This is a genomic window from Cupriavidus sp. WKF15, from assembly GCF_029278605.1.
Taxonomy (GTDB): domain Bacteria; phylum Pseudomonadota; class Gammaproteobacteria; order Burkholderiales; family Burkholderiaceae; genus Cupriavidus.
Map to the genome: position 1 here is coordinate 215,770 of NZ_CP119573.1, position 18,203 is coordinate 233,972.

General features: G+C 66.9%; 17 protein-coding genes. 13 read left to right on the forward strand and 4 right to left on the reverse strand.

The annotated features are described in order from the left end of the window. Positions 1-71: 71 nt before the first annotated feature. On the forward strand, positions 72-992 hold the full coding sequence (locus CupriaWKF_RS18330; protein ID WP_276102193.1) for a LysR family transcriptional regulator: 921 nt from the start codon (positions 72-74) through the stop codon (positions 990-992). A 22-nt stretch (positions 993-1,014) separates the two neighbouring features. Here the strand turns inward: CupriaWKF_RS18330 and CupriaWKF_RS18335 are convergent, their stop codons facing one another. Further along, complete coding sequence (locus CupriaWKF_RS18335; protein WP_276102194.1) at positions 1,015-1,446, reverse strand: DoxX family protein; 432 nt, start codon at positions 1,444-1,446, stop codon at positions 1,015-1,017. A 439-nt stretch (positions 1,447-1,885) separates the two neighbouring features. Between CupriaWKF_RS18335 and CupriaWKF_RS18340 the strand changes: the two genes are divergently transcribed. The 6 genes from CupriaWKF_RS18340 to CupriaWKF_RS18365 all read left to right on the forward strand — a co-directional run bounded on the left by CupriaWKF_RS18340 (position 1,886) and on the right by CupriaWKF_RS18365 (position 8,170). After that, positions 1,886-2,572, forward strand: coding sequence for a hydrolase (locus tag CupriaWKF_RS18340; protein WP_276102195.1), 687 nt, complete (start codon positions 1,886-1,888; stop codon positions 2,570-2,572). Between the two features lie 255 nt (positions 2,573-2,827). After that, entirely contained in the window at positions 2,828-4,699 is a 1,872-nt protein-coding gene (locus CupriaWKF_RS18345; RefSeq protein WP_276102196.1) for an amidohydrolase, read from the forward strand. A gap of 49 nt (positions 4,700-4,748) precedes the next feature. Beyond that, on the forward strand, positions 4,749-5,042 hold the full coding sequence (locus CupriaWKF_RS18350) for a XapX domain-containing protein (protein ID WP_276103306.1): 294 nt from the start codon (positions 4,749-4,751) through the stop codon (positions 5,040-5,042). 100 nt (positions 5,043-5,142) lie between these two features. Continuing rightward, positions 5,143-6,195, forward strand: a complete 1,053-nt coding sequence (locus tag CupriaWKF_RS18355) for a porin (RefSeq protein ID WP_276103307.1) — start codon at positions 5,143-5,145, stop codon at positions 6,193-6,195. Positions 6,196-6,222: 27 nt separating this feature from the next. Next, entirely contained in the window at positions 6,223-6,945 is a 723-nt protein-coding gene (locus tag CupriaWKF_RS18360) for a YoaK family protein (protein WP_276102197.1), read from the forward strand. 31 nt (positions 6,946-6,976) lie between these two features. Then, positions 6,977-8,170 carry a polysaccharide pyruvyl transferase family protein gene (locus CupriaWKF_RS18365; protein ID WP_276102198.1) on the forward strand — a complete coding sequence of 398 codons (1,194 nt, stop codon included), beginning with the start codon at positions 6,977-6,979 and terminating at the stop codon, positions 8,168-8,170. 11 nt (positions 8,171-8,181) lie between these two features. Here CupriaWKF_RS18365 and CupriaWKF_RS18370 read toward each other — a convergent pair whose 3' ends face one another. Both CupriaWKF_RS18370 and CupriaWKF_RS18375 read right to left on the reverse strand, forming a co-directional pair. Beyond that, positions 8,182-9,051, reverse strand: coding sequence for an adenylate/guanylate cyclase domain-containing protein (locus CupriaWKF_RS18370; protein ID WP_276102199.1), 870 nt, complete (start codon positions 9,049-9,051; stop codon positions 8,182-8,184). A 224-nt stretch (positions 9,052-9,275) separates the two neighbouring features. Continuing rightward, positions 9,276-9,986, reverse strand: coding sequence for an SDR family oxidoreductase (locus CupriaWKF_RS18375; protein WP_276102200.1), 711 nt, complete (start codon positions 9,984-9,986; stop codon positions 9,276-9,278). A 167-nt stretch (positions 9,987-10,153) separates the two neighbouring features. Between CupriaWKF_RS18375 and CupriaWKF_RS18380 the strand changes: the two genes are divergently transcribed. After that, positions 10,154-11,026, forward strand: coding sequence for a DMT family transporter (locus CupriaWKF_RS18380; RefSeq protein ID WP_276102201.1), 873 nt, complete (start codon positions 10,154-10,156; stop codon positions 11,024-11,026). 37 nt (positions 11,027-11,063) lie between these two features. Here CupriaWKF_RS18380 and CupriaWKF_RS18385 read toward each other — a convergent pair whose 3' ends face one another. Further along, entirely contained in the window at positions 11,064-11,672 is a 609-nt protein-coding gene (locus tag CupriaWKF_RS18385) for a GNAT family N-acetyltransferase (RefSeq protein WP_276102202.1), read from the reverse strand. 91 nt (positions 11,673-11,763) lie between these two features. On the opposite strand from CupriaWKF_RS18385, the gene CupriaWKF_RS18390 reads away from it, so the two are divergent. From CupriaWKF_RS18390 to CupriaWKF_RS18410, 5 genes are all read left to right on the forward strand, one after another. Then, positions 11,764-12,231: a helix-turn-helix domain-containing protein gene (locus CupriaWKF_RS18390; protein ID WP_276102203.1), complete on the forward strand. Its 468-nt coding sequence runs from the start codon at positions 11,764-11,766 to the stop codon at positions 12,229-12,231. Positions 12,232-12,557: 326 nt separating this feature from the next. Then, positions 12,558-13,871 carry an MFS transporter gene (locus CupriaWKF_RS18395; RefSeq protein WP_276102204.1) on the forward strand — a complete coding sequence of 438 codons (1,314 nt, stop codon included), beginning with the start codon at positions 12,558-12,560 and terminating at the stop codon, positions 13,869-13,871. Between the two features lie 67 nt (positions 13,872-13,938). Next, on the forward strand, positions 13,939-16,500 hold the full coding sequence (nirB, locus tag CupriaWKF_RS18400; RefSeq protein WP_276102205.1) for a nitrite reductase large subunit NirB: 2,562 nt from the start codon (positions 13,939-13,941) through the stop codon (positions 16,498-16,500). A gap of 48 nt (positions 16,501-16,548) precedes the next feature. After that, complete coding sequence (nirD, locus tag CupriaWKF_RS18405) at positions 16,549-16,932, forward strand: nitrite reductase small subunit NirD (protein ID WP_276102206.1); 384 nt, start codon at positions 16,549-16,551, stop codon at positions 16,930-16,932. Positions 16,933-16,961: 29 nt separating this feature from the next. Beyond that, the gene (locus CupriaWKF_RS18410; RefSeq protein ID WP_276102207.1) at positions 16,962-18,203 is read left to right on the forward strand and encodes an FAD-dependent oxidoreductase; all 1,242 of its coding nucleotides are present in this window, start codon (positions 16,962-16,964) and stop codon (positions 18,201-18,203) included.

The window sequence follows — 18,203 nt, forward strand, 5'->3', positions numbered from 1 at the left end:
TTGACCCGTTAATATATAAAAAATCGAAATATCGATGATATTTTCGAACAGACTGATCCATAACCTCAAAGATGAAGATCACACTGGACGCGCTTCAGGTAGTCGAATCCATTGCACGCTGCGGCACGTTCGGACTTGCCGGCAAGGAGCTGCACAAGGCTCCCTCTTCGCTGAGCTATGTCGTGCAGAAGCTGGAAAGCGACCTGGGCGTCACGGTGTTCGATCGCAGTGCACACCGCGTACGCCTGACGACCGCAGGCGAAGTCCTGCTCGATGAAGGCCGCCGCCTGCTGCGCGCCGCGAACGACCTTGAGGAACGGGTCAGGCGCGCGGAAGCCGGCTGGGAGGCCGAACTCAAGATCGCCACCGACGCGCTGGTTCCGTTCGATGCTGTGCTGCCATTCATCTCGGCATTCCAGGCGGAAAACAGCTACACCCGCCTGTTGTTCTCGCAGGAAATGCTCGGCAACAACTGGAAGGCGCTGGCATCGAACAGCGTCGACCTGCTGATTGGCGCCGTGGGCGATCCGCCCGCGGTCCAGGGCCTGTTCTCCGTGCCGGCCGGAAGCGTGCGATCTGTCTTCGTGGTCGCGCCCGGGCATCCGCTGGCGGCAGCCGATGAGCCGATAGACTGCGCCGAGCTGTGGCAGCACCAGTTCGTGGAAGTCAGCCTGCCCCAGGAGAGCGCTGCCGATACGGTCAAGCCGCTCGTGGACGGACAAAAACACATCAGCGTGCCGACGCTCGATGCCAAGCTGTCGGTGCTGCTGTCCGGCCTGGCGTGCGGCTACCTGCCGGCCTGCGCGGCCCAGCCGTACCTTGACAAGGGGCTGCTCGTGGACAGGCGCCTCGGCGAGGAACGCCCGCCGCAGATGCTGCATATCGCGTGGCGCAGCAAGGACCCGGGCCGGGCAATCGGCTGGTGGATCGAGCGCAAGGACGCCCTGGCCGCAACCCTGCGGGAACGCCTGGGGCTGCAGGCCTCAGCGTGACGCAGCGGCAGCGGCGGCCTGGCTACGTGTCGCGCAGGTCGTGCCAGGCGACCAGCAGGAACCCGCCCACCAGCCCGAGGTGTTCGAAAAATGAGTTCTCCATCATGAAGCGCGCGTCGCCGGAGACTTCCCAGAAGCGATTGGCCAGGAACGTGGCCATCAGCGTAAAGCCGGCCAGGCCGAGCGCGCCGAGCCAGCGGTAGAAGCCCGTCAGAATCATGGCCGACGCGCCCAGTTCCAGCGCGATGGTCGCGGCCGCCAGCGGCCCTGCCGGGGCCAGGCCGAAATGCTGCATCTCCGCGATGGCGGCGGGAAAGTCCAGTGCCTTGTTCAGCCCGCCCTGCAGGTAGGCGGCGCACAGTCCCAGCAATGCCACCCAGCGAACGGCCGGTGTGGCGAACCGGGATAGCCGGGTGCCGGTCCCGCGCGAGGTGATACGGCCGTGCTCGATCATCGAAGATTCCCCCTTGCGCGTAGCGCCTGCACCAGGCATGGACCGCGATGCCCGGTAAAGCGATTCATCTTAATTCATCATCGCTCGAATATCAGAATCAATTTTTCATCACAGTTTCATTATCCGCATCGCTGCAAACAGCAAGAAATAGAAGCGCCCTCTTCAATCCATTTCTTCGAATAGTCTGTTCGAAACAATCCGTTATACCCGCCACGATTGTCTCGATATACTTTCGCCGCTCGACAAGGACGGTCCGGGAAGCGCCCGGTACTGTTCGTCCGGCGTGCCACTGTATGAGTCACGCAGATATCGCTGCCGACGCGCAGCCACGAGTGCGCTGCCGTCGGTGCCCAACTATGCATCCCCCCATGTCACCGCGCAGGCCAGCGTGCCGATCCGGAGACATGGCTGTCCTTCCCTTCCCTTCCAGGAGAAAACCGTGAGCAATCCCAAGCTTGAAGTCCTGACCCCGCAGAACTGCCAGTTGATCTTCATCGACCAGCAGCCACAGATGGCATTCGGCGTGCAGTCGATCGACCGGCAAGTCCTGAAGAACAATGTAGTCGGACTGGCGAAGGCCGCGAAGATCTTCAACATTCCGACCACGATCACCACCGTGGAAAGCGAGAGTTTCTCCGGCTTCACCTATCCCGAACTGCTCGACGTATTTCCCGACCACAAGCTGCTGGAACGCACCTCGATGAATTCGTGGGACGACCAGAAGGTGCGTGACGCATTGGCAGCGGCGGGCCGCAAGAAAGTCGTGGTCTCCGGCCTGTGGACCGAGGTCTGCAATAACACCTTCGCGCTGAGCGCCATGCTTGAGGGCAACTACGAGATCTACATGGTTGCCGATGCATCGGGTGGCACGTCGAAGGAAGCGCACGAGTATTCCATGCAGCGTATGATCCAGGCCGGCGTCGTGCCCGTTACCTGGCAGCAGGTCCTGCTCGAGTGGCAGCGCGACTGGGCGCGCCGCGACACCTATGACGCCGTGATGGCGCTGGTCAAGGAGCATTCGGGTGCCTATGGCATGGGTGTGGACTATGCGTACACGATGGTGCACAAGGCGCCGCAACGCACGGCGACCAAGCACGAGGCCATTCCTGCCGTTCCTGCGCGCTGATACTTTCACTGGCTGAGCCCGGGCGCTGCGGGAATGCTGCGGTGCCCGCCCGAAAGCTGCCAACGCGCCCCCGGCGCCCTCGCCGCCGGGGGCATGCCGCGACTGACCGGTTCGCCATTCCCGCCCGTTTTCCACCAGACAGAAATGCCCAGCGAGAACGATAATACGGACCGCAACGTCCCGCCCATGACCCGTCGCCAGTTCATTGCCGGAGCCGCAGCGCTCGGCGCGGCGGCCGCCTCCAGGAGTTTCGCCATGAATGCTTCGACCGCCCCGGACCTGATTCTCGTCAATGGCAAGTTCACCACGCTGGACCGCGCCAATCCACAAGCCGAAGCCGTCGCCATCCGCGATGGCCGCTTTGCCGCTGTCGGCACGAAGCAGGAGGTCATGCAGACCGCCGCCGCCAACACCCGCGTGATCGATCTCGGCGGACGCCGCGTGATCCCCGGGCTGATCGACAGCCACATGCACATCATCCGCGGTGGCCTGAACTACAACATGGAGCTGCGCTGGGATGGCGTACGCTCGCTGGCCGACGCCATGCGCATGCTGCGCGACCAAGTGGCGCGCACGCCGGCGCCGCAGTGGGTGCGCGTGGTCGGCGGCTTTACCGAGCACCAGTTCGCCGAGAAGCGCCTGCCGACCATCGAGGAACTGAACGCGGCGGCGCCGGACACGCCGGTGTTCATCCTGCACCTGTATGACCGCGCCATCCTGAACGGCGCAGCGCTGCGTGCGGTCGGCTACACCAAGGACACGCCGAACCCGCCGGGCGGCGAAATCGTGCGCGACGCGCGCGGCAATCCCACCGGCCTGCTGCTGGCCAAGCCCAATGCCACCATCCTCTACGCCACGCTGGCCAAGGGGCCGAAGCTGCCGGCCGAGTACCAGAAGAACTCCACGCGCCATTTCATGCGCGAGGTGAACCGCCTGGGCGTGACCGGCGTGATCGATGCCGGCGGCGGCTACCAGAACTACCCCGAGGACTACGGCATCATCGAAGAGCTGCACAAGGAAGGCCAGCTTACCGTGCGGCTCGCGTACAACCTGTTCACGCAGAAGCCGAAAGACGAACTGAATGACTTCCGCACCTGGGCCGGCAAGGTCAAGCCAGGCCAGGGCGACGACCTGTACCGGCACAACGGCGCCGGCGAGATGCTGGTCTATACCGCGGCGGACTTCGAGGACTTCCGCGTCGAGCGGCCCGAGATGCCGCCGTCGATGGAAGGCGACCTGGAACCGGTGATCCGCCTGCTGGTGGAAAACCGCTGGCCCTGGCGCCTGCATGCCACCTATGACGAGACCATCTCGCGCGCGCTCGACGTCTACGAGAAAGTGGCGCGCGACATGCCCTTCGACGGCCTGCACTGGTTCTTCGACCATGCCGAGACCATCACCGACCGCAATATCGACCGCATCGCGGCGCTGGGCGGCGGTATTGCCGTGCAGCACCGCATGGCCTACCAGGGCGAGTACTTCGTCGAACGCTATGGCGCGAAGCCGGCCGAGCATACCCCGCCGGTGAAGAAGATGCTGGAACGCGGCGTCAAGGTCGGCGCGGGCACCGATGCCACGCGCGTGGCCTCCTACAATCCCTGGGTGTCGCTGTACTGGCTCACCACCGGCAAGACCGTGGGCGGCATGTCGATGTACCCGCAGGCCAACCTGCTCGACCGCGAGACCGCGCTGCGCCTGTGGACGGAAGCCAATACGTGGTTCTCGAACGAGGAAGGCAAGAAGGGGCAGCTCGCCGTCGGCCAGCTTGCGGATCTCGCGGTTCTTTCCCAAGATTACTTCACGGTGCCCGGCGACGATATCCAGGACATCACTGCCGTGATGACCGTGCTCGGCGGCAAGGTGGTCCATGGCGACGGCGAGTTCGGCAAGCACGCGCCGGACCTGCCGCCGCCTATGCCGGACTGGTCGCCGGTGCGGCATGTGGGCGGCTACCAGCCGCGCCCGACGGCGCAGGCCCGCGCGCAGGCGCTCGCCACCGCATGCAGCTGCGCCAGCGCCTGCGGCGTGCATGGGCACTCGCATGCCAGGGCGTGGACGTCCAATATGCCGGTCTCGGACGAAGGCACATTCTGGGGCGCGCTCGGCTGTTCGTGCTGGGCGTTCTGATCTGGCCCTGTCACAACCTGAAGCGGTCCGCACCGACAGGAGGAAAATGATGAAGCTCTATGTGGTTTCACTCGCGGCCGGCGTGCTCGTCGGCATCATCTACGCGCTGTTGCAGGTGCGCTCGCCCGCGCCGCCGGCGATCGCGCTGATCGGCCTGCTCGGCATGCTGATCGGCGAGCAGGTCGTGCCGACGGTGAAGCGGCTGGTCGCCGGCGAGCCCGTCACCGCCGCCTGGTTCCGCAGCGAATGCGTGCCCAAGATCACGGGCGCGCCGCCCAAGGCGGATGGCGCCGCCGACGCACCCGTCACGCTTGCGGCGCGTAGCAAGGACGGCGGGCAATGAGGCTGCGGCCGTACGGTTGGCACGGGCATCGGTGATGGCCCGCACCGATCGCGTTGCGGCGCCCCGGTGCCTTGGCCGCGTCGTGGCAGCACTGTGCGCCATGGCCGCGGCGCCCGTGTACGCCGACAATGCCGTGACCGTCTATGGCCGGCTCAACACGGCCGCGGAGTATGTGACCGTGACCACGGCCACCGACGGCACCAAGCCAGGCGGGCTGTCGCGCCTCACCAATAACCGTTCGGTATTCGGCCTGCGCGGCGAAGAAGATCTCGGCTACGGACTCAAGGCGATCTGGCAGGTCGAGAGCACGCTGTCGATCGACACCGGTGCCGGCCAGATCGCCGCGCGCGATACGCGGCTCGGCCTGCAGAGTCGCTACGGCACGCTGTTCATGGGCAACTGGGACACGCCCTATACCAGCTCGACCAAGGGCTACGATCCGTACTATCCGACCACGGCCGGCTATATGGCGCTGATGGGCAACGGCGCCGCGGCCACCACCGACAACGTCGAGAACACCAGCTCGTTCGACCGGCGCCAGAAGAACTCGCTGCACTACCAGACCCCGAAATGGAATGGCCTCGGTGGTGCCTTCGCGTGGGGGCTCCCTGAAGAACGGAACACCGTGCCGCGCAACCCCGCGCTGTATTCGTTCGCGGCGGCCTATGACCGCGGCCCGCTCAACCTGACCCTGGCCTACGAGATCCACCACGCCTACCAGACCGCCGGCCGCAACGACGATGCGATCAAGGCCGGCGTGTCCTACCAGTTTCCCTCCACGCGCATCAGTGCCGCTTACGAGCGGCTGCACTACCGCACCGCCACCGGCGACCTGACGCGCAACAGCTACTACCTCGCGCTGGTGCAGCAGGCGGGGACCGGCAGCGTGCGAGCGGGCTTCACCTTCGCGTCCGACGGCGCGGGCAGCGCCACCGAGACCATCGGCTCGGTGCGCAGCGGCGCGCAGACCGGCGCGTTCCAGGTGACGGTCGGCTATGACTACCCGCTGTCCAAGCGCACCGCCGTCTATGCTTACTACAGCCGCATCAACAACCGCAGCAACGCTTCCTATGACTTTGCCATCAACAGCGTGGGCGTCCACGCGGGCGCGGATCCGCAGACCTTCGCGCTCGGCATGCGCCACAACTTCTGACGGATGTACCGCGCGACGGAGACCGCATTGAGCACCGTACAGCCGCCCGCCAGTGCCGCCGCCTCACCGGGACCCGCTACCGGCTGCATCCTCGCGTTTGTCGCGGGCTTTGTGGATGTGGTCGGGTTCATCTCGCTGTTCGGCCTGTTCACGGCGCATGTCACGGGCAACTTCATCATGATCGGCGTGGATGTCACGGGCAATGCCCCGGGCCTGCTGTCCAAGCTGCTCGCGCTGCCGGCCTTCGTTCTGGCCGTCGCGGCGACGCGGCTGGCTGAAGTGCGCATCGCCAGGACCGGCCGTTCCCCGGTCGCCCCGCTGCTGCTGACCGAAGCCGCGCTGCTGGCGCTGTTCATGGCCGCCAGCCTGCATGCCGCGCCGGTCACCGATCCGTCCGCCCCAGCGGCAATTGTGGCCGGCATGCTGGCCGTCGTGGCCATGGGCCTCCAGAACGCGATGTCGCGCACGTCGCTCAGCGAGCTTGGCCCGACCACGATCATGACGGGCAATACGACGCAGATCGTCATTGACCTCGTCGACCTGCCGTCCGCTTCCGGAACGCAGCGCGACGCGATCCGGCGCCGGCTCCGCAAGATGGGGCCGGCCCTGGCCGCTTTCGCGCTCGGCGCCATCCTCGGTGCGCTCGGCTATGCCTGGCTTTCGGTCTGGTGCGTGCTGCTGCCGACCGTGCTGCTCGTCACGGTCGGCATTCCCGCCTGGCGGCGCGGCCAGGCATCCGCGGCAGGCTGAACGGCGGGCAGCGAGCCCTGGGGCAAGCCAGGTGCCAGACAACCGCACCGCGATCCTCTTCGGCGCCTTTGACCGCCATAACTTCGGCGACCTGCTGCTGGCGCATATCGCGGCGCACGGATTGACGGGGCGCCCCTTGCATTATTGCGGCCTGGCGGAGCGAGACCTGTCGGCCTGCGGCGGCCACAAGGTGCAGGCACTGGCGCGGGTGGCCGAGCGCTTGGGTGGCACGCCGGTCGATATCGTCCACGTCGGCGGCGAGATCCTGACCTGCAGCGCATGGGAGGCCGCCGTGATGCTGCTGCCCGCAAGCCAGGCCCCCGCAGTGGTCGCGCGGCTCGATGCCGATCCGGCCGGGCGCGCGGCCTGGGCGCAAGCGCGGCTCGGACTGCCGGACCTTGCGCCCTACCTGCTACCCGGCGGCCTGTTCGCCAATGCCGCGAAGGTGAGCTACCGCGCCGTCGGCGGCATCGACCTCGATCGGCTGGAACCTGCCATGCGCGGCGAAGTGGTGGCCAAGCTGAAGGCCGCCGCGCGCGTCGGCGTGCGCGACCGGCAAACCCACGCCATGCTGGAATCCGCGGGTATCCATTGCGGCCTGGAGCCTGACCCGGCGGTGATGGTGGCCGAGCTGTTCGCGCCGCGCATCCGCCAGCACGCCCGGCATGGCGAACCGGCCGGCGTGATCGCCGCATTTCCGCGCGGCTACCTGGCCGTGCAATGCAGCGCCGACTTCGGCGACGACGACACGTTGGCGGCGCTCGCCCGTCAACTCGAACAACTGGCCCGCGCGCAGGATCTCGGCATCGTACTGTTCCGCGCGGGCGCCGCGCCCTGGCATGACGACCTCGACGTCTACCGGCGGCTGGCGGCGCGCATGCCCCGCACGCGTGTCGCCATCTTTGCCTCGCTCAACCTGTGGGACATCTGCGCGCTGCTTGCCCACGGCCGCGGCTTCGCCGGCAGCAGCCTGCATGGCGGCATTGTCGCCACCGCCCTGGCATTGCCGCACGTGGGCCTGCTGCGCCCGGGACAATCGCTCGCGTCAAGCAAGCAGGCTGCCTTCGGCGCGACCTGGGGCACTGCCGGCGCACCGGCGGCAGTGCCGGTCGACGCGCTTGCGTCCGGCATGGCTCAAGCCATGGCTACCGAACCGGCACGGCGCGAGGCACTGGCCCGGACCCTGGTGCAGGCCGGCCGGGCGAGCCTCGCGGCGGGCCAGTGATACACCAGCCGTCACACGCGCTCGACACGCACGAAGAACTCCACGCCCTCCTCGGTGCTGTCCATCGACTGGCCGAACGTGATCCAGCCGTGACTGCGCAGCATGACGTCGTCGCGACGCAGGATGAAACCCTCTTCGCCATCGATGGTGACATAGGTGCCGTTCGAACTCCGGTCGACCAGCACATAGCGGCCCCCGCGCGTCTCCACGGTGGCCTGGAAACGCGAGGCTCGCCGGTCCGACACCACGATCGTCATGCTGCTGTCACGACCGATGGTGACCGGCGGCGAGGCAAGACTCATTTCCACCACCACCGAGCGGTAGCGCAGTGTGAGGAATACCGTGCAGGCGGTCCTGGGGCTTTCGGTGTCGATCAGGGTCAGGTCGGTGGCCTGCTGCCAGATCGCCTCGAACAACTCGACCGGCTGCTCGCGGCCGCGCACCTGTGTCGGGTACAGGTAGCGCGTGGTCTGGCGCAGCCAGTCCGGAAGCTGCTCCACGGATTCCGCGCTGGTGATGATCTGTCCGCGCGACGCCAGCTTGCATAATCGCGCGGCAAGGTTGACGGTATCGCCGAACACGTCGCCCGATGCATCGGCAAGCACCGGGCCATGGTGGAAGCCGATATGGATCGACATCGGCACACCGGACACCGGCGGCAGCTGGGACACTGCAAGCTGCATGTCGAGCGCGGCCTGCAGGGCGCGCTCCGCCGCCGGGAACAGCACCATGATCTCGTCACCGATGGTCTTCACGATGCGCCCGCCGGCGTCCTCGGAGCAGGACCGCATGACGCCGAGGCATCGCGCGACCGCGGCCATGGCCGCCGCATTGCCGGCCACCTCGTACAGCCTGGTGCTGCCGCTGAGGTCGGCGAACATTACCGACCCATCCGACACCTCATTAAGCGGTTCCCGGTCCATATGCGCCCCGGCTTGCCCGTCCGTGGCGGCGGGCCGGGTCCTCATTGCAGTCACGCGATCGCGCAATGCTGGAATTCTGGCACCGCGGCCGGCGATGCTCAACCTGAATGGCATGCCCCGGCGCGCGCGCAGCCATGGCCGGGTTCCGCCAGCCTGCTCGGCTAACCCCGTCAGCTAAACCGTCAGCTCAACCCGTCCAGCACGAGATGCTGCCCATGCACCGACGCCGCCGCATCGGAAGCCAGCATCGACACCATCCGCGCCGCGGACCCGGTCGACACCCAGCGCGCAGGATCCGCATCCGGCATGTCGCGCCGGTTGGCCGGCGTATCGAGCACGCTCGGTGCAATGCTATTGACGTTGATGCCGGCACCGCGCACCTCGCGCGACAAGCTCTCGACCAGACGCTGCAGTGCGCTCTTCGATGCGCAATACGCGCCCATGGCGGCGACGCCCGCCGAAGCACTGCGTGCCGTGACGGCGACGACCTTGCCGCTGCCCCGCGCCAGCATGCCAGGAATGAACGGACGCGTCACGGCAATGAATGACCACGCGTTCAGGTCCATCATCCGCATCCACGTTTCACGGCTGATGTCTTGCGTGGCTTCGCCCATCTCGAAGCCGCCGGCTACGTGGACCACGACGTCCACGGCGCCGAACGTGCCGAGGATGTCCGCGCCGACCTGCGCCATGGCGGTCTCGGACGTGACATCGGCCTCGCGCAGCAGCATGCCGCCATCACCATCAGGGTGCGCGAAGACGCTTTGCAGGTGCTGCAGCTTGTGGTCGATCAGGGCCAGGCGGCAGCCCTCCCCTGCGAAACGGCTGGCCACTGCGCGGCCCAGCGCCCCCGCGGCCCCGGTGATCACGACATGACGAACGGCGGCTTCCATGTTCCGGCTCCCCTGGCAATGGACTGACTCCACCATAGTCGGGCAGCGCGGAAAGGGAAATCCGGATGTCGCCCGAACTGTACAGAACGGAATCCTTGCACCCGTCTATGGCGCCCGGCGCGCGCATGGCGCAAGATGCGGCTGCATCACTCCAACAGGATCTCCAATTGCCCCTGAACCGCCTGCGGCAACGCGCCACCCTTCTCGCCGTCGTGGCACTGACCGGCTCGATGGCCTCCCTGTGCATCGGCACCTCGTTTGCCAAGTCGCTGTTCTCCGCGCTCGGGGCGCAGGGCACCACCGCGTTGCGCGTGAGCTTTTCGGCGCTGATCCTGCTGGCCGTCTGGCGCCCGTGGCGGATTCCGCTTTCGGCCGCCAATGCGCGGGCCATCGCCCTGTATGGTGCCGCGCTGGGCGCGACCAACCTGCTGTTCTATATGTCGCTGCGCACCATTCCGCTCGGGCTGGCGATTGCCATCGAATTCACCGGCCCGCTCGCCGTGGCGGTGCTGTCGTCGCGGCGCGCCATCGATTTCCTGTGGATCGCGTTTGCCGTCACCGGGCTGCTGTTGCTGCTGCCGCTAGGCGAGGCCGCTACCCACCTGGACCCCGTCGGCATCGGCTTTGCGCTGGCGGCGGGCGTCGGCTGGGCGCTCTATATCATCTTCGGCCAGCGCGCCGGCAACGCGCACGGCGGCCAGGCCACCTCGCTCGGGCTGACCATGGCGGCGCTGGTGGTGCTGCCGTTCGGCCTGGCCCACGCCGGCACGGCCATGTTCAGCCCGCCGCTACTGCTCGCGGGGCTGGCCGTGGGCGTGCTGTCCAGCGCCATTCCCTATTCGCTCGAAATGGTGGCGCTCAAGCGCCTGCCGCGGCGCACCTTCGGCATCCTGCTCAGCATGGAACCCGCCATGGGCGCGCTGGCCGGCCTGGTGTTCCTCCATGAGCAGCTCAGCATGATCCAGTGGCTCGCGATTGCCAGCATCATCGTGGCTTCGATCGGCTGCACGGCCACTGCGCGCGGCAAGACTGCCGGCTGAAGATTTCCGGCGCGTCGAGTAGCGGCGCCGGCCCGGCTCAGCGGGCGCCGAACCAGTCGGCCGGCAGCCGCTGGCCGGCTTCCGCGCCCGCGGTCCCGAACGCAAGCGTGGCCTCATGCAGCAAGCTGTCTTCGGGATTGCGCCGGCAGCTGAAGCCCAGACCGCGCAGGATGGCCAGCATGCGCCGGTTCTCGCTGAGCACATCGCCACGCATGCAGCGCAGCCCCGCTGCCCGTGCCAGTTGCAGCAGCCTGCCGATCAGGCGGCGGCCAAGGCCCTGACCTTGCCAGGCATCGGCCACGAGCACGGCGAATTCCGCCGTGCCATGGCTGGTCACCACGAACTGGCCGTTAGCGATCACCGCTTCGGCGCCACCGTCAGCGCTCGGCGCCGTCACCACAAGGGCCACGCCACCCGCGCCAGCCGTGACCAGCCCCTCTACAATCCCATCGGCCACGCGGCCGCCCGTCAGGAAGCGGAAGTAGCGGCTTTCGCGCGACAGGCCTTCGACCATGCCGCGTACCGCCGCACCGTCCTCAGCCTTGGCCACGCGCAACGTCACCTGCTCGCCGCGCCGCAGCTTCCAGTTCTCATTGACCACTGGCTGTGACGCCCGCGCCGCCATCCCTGCCCATGTTCCGACCATTGCCGCCACCCTGACTTCATGATTTGTAGTCAGAGTATAGGCAAACAGCTGACTTTTGCAAATGAAGTCAGCATGCTATGCTCAGTGCATCATGAAAGCCGCCACCCCTGACCTTCGCGATTGTTCGATCGCCTCCACGCTGTCGCTGATCGGCGAAAAGTGGACGATCCTGATCCTGCGCGACGTCTTCCATGGCGTGAACCGCTTTGATGACTTCCTGCGCCGGCTGGAATGTTCGCCCGCCGTCCTCTCCGCCCGCCTGAAGACGCTGACCGAGGCCGGTTTGCTGCGCCGGGTCGGCTACAAGGAGCCGGGCGAGCGCGAGCGCTTCGAGTACCGGCCGACCCGCGCCGCTGTGGAACTGCTGCCGGTGCTGGTCGGGCTGATGCAATGGGGCGACCGCCACCTGGCGGCCAACGGCACCGGGCCGGTGGAAATCCGCTCGCGCCGCAATGGCCAGCGTGTCAGTGCGGCACTGGTCGACGAAGAAGGCCAGCCCGTGTCTCCGTCCGACATGACCGTCATTCGGCTCACGCCACCAGGCACGCCCCAGGACTGATTCCCGGCCAGCACCGCGGCGACACATTGCAGCGCACCATCACTGTGCCGCGCCGGCGGCTACGCCCCATCGGGGCGCACCAGCACGGTCCGTACCCTGCCCATTTGCCGCGAAATACCCCGTTCATCATCACTTCGCCCCTGGCACAGCGCTTGCGTAAATGACGCGGGCGGATCAACGGCGATCCGCCCACCCCACAAGCGCGGCGGCTATCCCATGTAGCCGCTGTCTGGACAACGGCGTCCCCTGAACCGGCCTCACCCCGGTTTGCGGGACGCCATTTGTTTTTGGGCGGTGCGCACGCACCGCTCCTCGGAGCGAGAACGATGATTGGCAAAGCCACCCGCATCCACCTGCTGAGCCTCGGCACGCCGCAGATGCGCGCCTTCCACCTGACCTGGATGGCGTTCTTCGTCTGCTTCTTCGCGTGGTTTGCCTGCGCGCCGCTGATGCCGGTGATCAAGGGCGAGTTCGGCCTCACGCCGGCGCAGATCGCCAATATCAATATCGCCGCGGTGGCGGTGACCATTCTCGTACGGCTCGTGATCGGCCCGATGTGCGACCGCTTCGGCCCGCGCAAGACTTACACCGGCCTGCTGGCGCTCGGTGCGCTGCCGGTGCTGGGCGTGGCGTTCGCGCAGAGTTACGAGACCTTCCTCGTGTTCCGCCTGCTGATCGGCGCGGTTGGCGCCAGCTTCGTCATCACGCAGTACCACACCTCGGTCATGTTCGCGCCCAACGTCGTCGGCACCGCCAACGCCGCGGCAGCCGGCTGGGGCAATGCCGGCGGCGGCGCCGCGCAGGCGCTGATGCCGATGCTGCTGGGCGCCGTGCTGATGCTGGGCGTGGACCAAACCATGGGCTGGCGCGTGGCGCTGCTGGTACCGGGCGTGCTGATGCTGGCAATGGCCGTCATCTACTGGTGCTTCACGCAGGACTGCCCGGAAGGCAACTACTCCGACATGCGCGCGCGCGGCCAGGCCATCACCGGCAGCGGCAAGGGCGGCGGCTGGGAAAGCTTCCGTGCCGCCAGCGCCAACTACCGCGTGTGGCTGCTGTTCATTACCTACGGTGCCTGCTTCGGCATCGAGATCTTCATCCATAACATCGCCGCCACGTTCTACGTGGACCGCTTCGGCCTGAGCCTGAAGGCCGCCGGCCTGGCGGCCGGCAGCTTCGGTCTGCTGGCACTGTTTGCCCGCGCGCTGGGCGGCTGGCTGTCGGACAAGGCAGCGCGCCGCCGTGGCCTGGATGCGCGCTCGACGCTGCTGTTCGTGCTGATCCTCGGCGAAGGCCTGGGCCTGCTGTGGTTTGCGCAGGCCGGCAATGTGACGCTGGCTGTGGTTGCCATGCTGCTGTTCGGCCTGTTCACCCACATGGCCTGCGGCGCCACCTATGCACTGGTGCCGTTCATCGACCGCAAGGCGCTCGGCGGCGTGGCCGGCATCATCGGCGCCGGCGGCAACGTGGGCGCGGTGGCCGCCGGCTTCCTGCTCAAGGGCCTGGGCGACCTGCAGCAGACGCTGACCGTGCTGGGCGTGCTGGCGGCACTGTCTGCGTTGTGCGCCATCGCCATCCGCTTCAGCGCCGAGCACAAGGCGCAGGAACAGGCGCTGTACGACGGCGCGCTGGCCAACTGAATTCCCCGCATCTCCACATAACAGCATCCAGAGCAGCTCTGACTGACTACCGGACAAGGAACGCATCATGAAACTGATCATCGTCGGCCACGGCATGGTGGGTCACAAATTCCTCGAATCCCTGGCGGACGCCGGCGCGCAGAACCTGGAAGTGACCGTGCTGTGCGAAGAACCGCGTCCCGCCTACGATCGCGTGCACCTGTCCGAGTTCTTCGCCGGCAAGTCGGCCGATGATCTCTCGCTGGTGCCGGCAGGCTTCTTCGAGCAGAACAACAACATGCTGCTGCGCCTGAATGCCCGTGCGGTGTCGATCGACCGCGACGCGCGCACTGTGGCGGTGTCGACCGGCGAGACGCTGTCCTATGACAAGCTGATCCTCGCCACCGGCTCCTATCCCTTCGTGCCGCCGGTGCCCGGCAAGGACCGCAAGGACTGCTTTGTCTATCGCACCATCGAAGACCTGGAAGCCATGCGCGAATGCGGCGCGCGCTCCAGGACCGGCGTGGTGATCGGCGGCGGCCTGCTGGGCCTGGAATGCGCCAAGGCACTGCGCGACATGAACCTGCAGACCCATGTGGTGGAGTTCGCGCCGCGCCTGATGGCGGTACAGGTCGACGAAGGCGGCGGCCGCATGCTGCGCCAGAAGATCGAAGGCCTGGGCGTGACCGCCCACACCGGCAAGAACACCGTCGAGATCGTCGACGGCGAAGACGGCACCCACCGCATGGTGTTTGCCGACGGCACGCACCTCGACACCGACATGATCGTGTTCTCGGCCGGCATCCGCCCGCGCGACGAACTGGCCCGTGCGAGCGGCCTGACGGTGGGCGAGCGCGGTGGCATCTCGGTGGACAACCATTGCCGCACCTCCGACCCGGACATCTACGCCATCGGCGAATGCGCGCTGTGGCAAGGCAAGATCTACGGCCTGGTCGCGCCGGGCTATGACATGGCGCGCGTAGCTGCCCGCCACCTGCGCGGCGAAGCCGTGGAGTTCGGCGGCGCCGACATGAGCACCAAGCTCAAGCTGATGGGCGTGGACGTCGCCAGCATCGGCGATCCGCACGGCGCCGTGCCGGGCGCCCGCATCTACCAGTTCAGCGATGACCGCAAGGAGATCTACAAGAAGCTGGTGGTCTCGGACTGCGGCAAGTACCTGCTGGGCGGCGTGCTGATCGGCGATGCCAGCGAATACGGCACGCTGCTGCAGATGATGCTGAACAAGATCGAGCTGCCGGAATCGCCCGAGTTCCTGATCCTGCCCGACAGCAGCGGCAAGGCCAAGCCTGCGCTGGGCGCCGACGCGCTGCCCGACACCGCCCAGATCTGCTCGTGCAACAACGTCTCCAAGGGCGAGATCTGCGGCGCCGTTTGCGACGGCGCGACCAGCATCGGCGCGCTCAAGACCTGCACCAAGGCCGGTACGGCGTGCGGCGGCTGCGTGCCGCTGGTCACGCAGATCATGAAGGCCGAAATGAAGAAGCAGGGCATGGCCGTCAACAACCATCTCTGCGAACACTTCCCGTACTCGCGCCAGGAGCTCTACCACCTGGTGCGCGTGGGCAAGTTCAAGACCTTTGAAGCGCTGCTCGAAGCGCATGGCAACGGCATGGGCTGCGATATCTGCAAGCCGACCGTGGGCAGCATCCTGGCTTCGTGCTGGAACGAGTTCGTGCTGAAGGAGGAACACGCCAGCCTGCAGGACTCCAACGACTACTATCTCGCCAATATCCAGAAGGACGGCACCTACTCCGTGGTGCCGCGCATGCCGGGCGGCGAAGTCACGCCCGAAGGGCTGATCGCCGTGGGCCAGGTGGCCAAGAAGTATGGCCTCTACACCAAGATCACCGGCGGGCAGCGCGTGGACCTGTTTGGTGCACGCGTCGAGGAACTGCCTTATATCTGGGAAGAACTGATCGCGGCAGGCTTTGAATCGGGCCATGCCTACGGCAAGGCGCTGCGCACGGTGAAATCTTGCGTCGGCTCCACGTGGTGCCGCTATGGCGTGGACGACTCGGTCGGCCTCGCCGTCGAACTGGAGAACCGCTACAAGGGCCTGCGCGCCCCGCACAAGATCAAGTTCGGCGTGTCGGGTTGCACGCGCGAATGCGCCGAGGCGCAAGGCAAGGACGTCGGCGTGATCGCCACCGAAAAGGGCTGGAACCTCTACGTATGCGGCAACGGCGGCATGAAGCCGCGCCACGCCGAGCTGCTGGCCGGCGACCTGGACCGCGAGACGCTGATTCGCTACATCGACCGCTTCCTGATGTTTTATGTGCGCACCGCCGACCGCCTGCAGCGCACCAGCGTGTGGCGCGACAACCTGGAAGGCGGCCTGGACTACCTGAAGGACGTCGTCCTCGACGACAAGCTCGGCATCGCCGCCGACATGGAAGCGGAGATGCAGCACGTGGTCGACACCTACGAAGACGAGTGGAAGAAGGCTGTCACCGATCCCGAGACGCGCAAGCGCTTCCGCCACTTCGTCAACAGCGATCGCCGCGACGAGAACATCGTCTTCATCGAGGAGCGCGGGCAGATCCGCCCGGCCACGGCCGAGGAACGGAACTTGCGACGTTCCCGCCTGAGCCACATTCCCGTGGTGGCCGTGCCCGCAAAAGCGGCCTGAATGCAGCCTGAAAGCAGCCCGAATCCAACGAAAGCGAAGGAGAACGTGATGAGCCATTCCCACCATCCCGAAACCTGGACCGCGATCTGCACCTTGCGCGATATCGCGCCCAATACTGGTGTCTGCGCCCTGGTCGACGACCAGCAAGTGGCCGTGTTCCGCATCGGCCGCGGCGAAGAGGTCTACGCGATCGACAATTTCGACCCGAACTCGCAGGCGGCGGTACTGTCGCGCGGGCTGGTCGGCAACCTGGGCGAGCGCCTGGTGGTGGCTTCGCCGATCTACAAGCAGCACTTCGACCTGCGCACCGGCGAATGCCTGGAAGCGCCGGAGCACTCGGTCAACGCCTACCCGGCACGCGTCTATGACGGCAAGGTCTGGGTCGCCGCCGACGTGACCGTGAACGAAGTCGAGGAAGAGCTGGCAGCCTGACACCCATGTTCCTGACGGAGACCCTGCGCATGACGCCATCCGCCCCCTCGCAACCCCGGCCCCGGCTGGTCGTCGTCGGCAACGGCATGGCCGGCATGCGCACGGTCGAGGAACTGCTCAAGCTGGCCCCGGACCTGTACGACATCACCGTGTTCGGCGCCGAGCCGCACGGCAACTACAACCGGATCCTGCTGTCGCCGGTGCTGGCCGGCGAGAAGACCGTCGATGACATCATGCTCAATACGCGCGACTGGTACGCGCAGAACGGCATCGAACTGCTGGCCGGCGACCCGGTGGTGGCCATCGACCGTCCGCGCCGCACAGTGCGCGCGCAGTCCGGGCGCGAGGTGCGCTATGACCGGCTGCTGCTCGCGACCGGCTCCAAGCCCTTCATCCTGCCGGTGCCCGGCCACCAGCTCGAGGGCGTGATTGCGTTTCGCGATATCCAGGATGTCGAGACCATGCTGCACGCCGCGCGCAACCATCGCCACGCCGTGGTGATCGGTGGCGGCCTGCTCGGGCTGGAAGCCGCCAACGGCCTGCTGCGCCAGGGCATGGACGTGACCGTCGTGCACCTGTGCGACAGCCTGATGGAGCGGCAGCTCGACAAGCCCGCCGCGACCCTGCTCAAGGGCGCGCTGGAACGCAAGGGCCTGCGCTTCATGCTGGGCGCGCAGACCGGCGAGATTCTCGGGGACACGCGCGTGACCGGCGTGCGTTTCAAGGATGGCAGCGAAATCCCGGCCGACCTGGTGGTGATGACCGCCGGCGTGCGCCCGAACACCGAACTCGCGGCCGGCGCCGGCCTGCGCTGCGAACGCGCCATCGTGGTCGATGACACGCTGCAGACCTATGACCCGCGCATCTACGCCGTCGGCGAATGCGTGCAGCACCGCCAGGCCACCTTCGGCCTGGTCGCGCCGATCTGGGACCAGGCGCGTGTGTGCGCCGCGCACCTGGCCGGCTCGGGCCATCGCCGCTACATCCAGCAAGCCACGGCGACCAAGCTCAAGGTGACTGGCGTCGACCTGTATTCGGCCGGCGACTTCGTCGGCAGCGAAGGCAGCGAAGACCTCGTACTGCGCGACGCGCGGCGCGGTGTCTACAAGCGGCTGGTGCTGCAGGACGGCTGCCTGGTCGGCGCCGTACTGTACGGCGACGTGCAGGATGGTCCGTGGTACTTCGAGCTGATCCAGCAACGCGCACCGGTCGCGTCATTGCGCCAGCGCCTGCTGTTCGGCAAGGCCCAGTGCGAGGCGCTTGCCGCCTGA

Coding starts and splice junctions, on each gene's coding strand:
- CupriaWKF_RS18375 (WP_276102200.1), bottom strand. CDS start 9,986: ATGGAAGCCGCCGTTCGTCATGTCGTGATCACCGGGGCCGCGGGGGCG.
- CupriaWKF_RS18385 (WP_276102202.1), bottom strand. CDS start 11,672: ATGGTCGGAACATGGGCAGGGATGGCGGCGCGGGCGTCACAGCCAGTG.
- CupriaWKF_RS18395 (WP_276102204.1), top strand. CDS start 12,558: ATGATTGGCAAAGCCACCCGCATCCACCTGCTGAGCCTCGGCACGCCG.
- CupriaWKF_RS18335 (WP_276102194.1), bottom strand. CDS start 1,446: ATGATCGAGCACGGCCGTATCACCTCGCGCGGGACCGGCACCCGGCTA.
- nirB (WP_276102205.1), top strand. CDS start 13,939: ATGAAACTGATCATCGTCGGCCACGGCATGGTGGGTCACAAATTCCTC.
- CupriaWKF_RS18330 (WP_276102193.1), top strand. CDS start 72: ATGAAGATCACACTGGACGCGCTTCAGGTAGTCGAATCCATTGCACGC.
- CupriaWKF_RS18345 (WP_276102196.1), top strand. CDS start 2,828: ATGAATGCTTCGACCGCCCCGGACCTGATTCTCGTCAATGGCAAGTTC.
- CupriaWKF_RS18350 (WP_276103306.1), top strand. CDS start 4,749: ATGAAGCTCTATGTGGTTTCACTCGCGGCCGGCGTGCTCGTCGGCATC.
- CupriaWKF_RS18370 (WP_276102199.1), bottom strand. CDS start 9,051: ATGTTCGCCGACCTCAGCGGCAGCACCAGGCTGTACGAGGTGGCCGGC.
- CupriaWKF_RS18355 (WP_276103307.1), top strand. CDS start 5,143: ATGGCCGCGGCGCCCGTGTACGCCGACAATGCCGTGACCGTCTATGGC.
- CupriaWKF_RS18390 (WP_276102203.1), top strand. CDS start 11,764: ATGAAAGCCGCCACCCCTGACCTTCGCGATTGTTCGATCGCCTCCACG.
- CupriaWKF_RS18410 (WP_276102207.1), top strand. CDS start 16,962: ATGACGCCATCCGCCCCCTCGCAACCCCGGCCCCGGCTGGTCGTCGTC.
- nirD (WP_276102206.1), top strand. CDS start 16,549: ATGAGCCATTCCCACCATCCCGAAACCTGGACCGCGATCTGCACCTTG.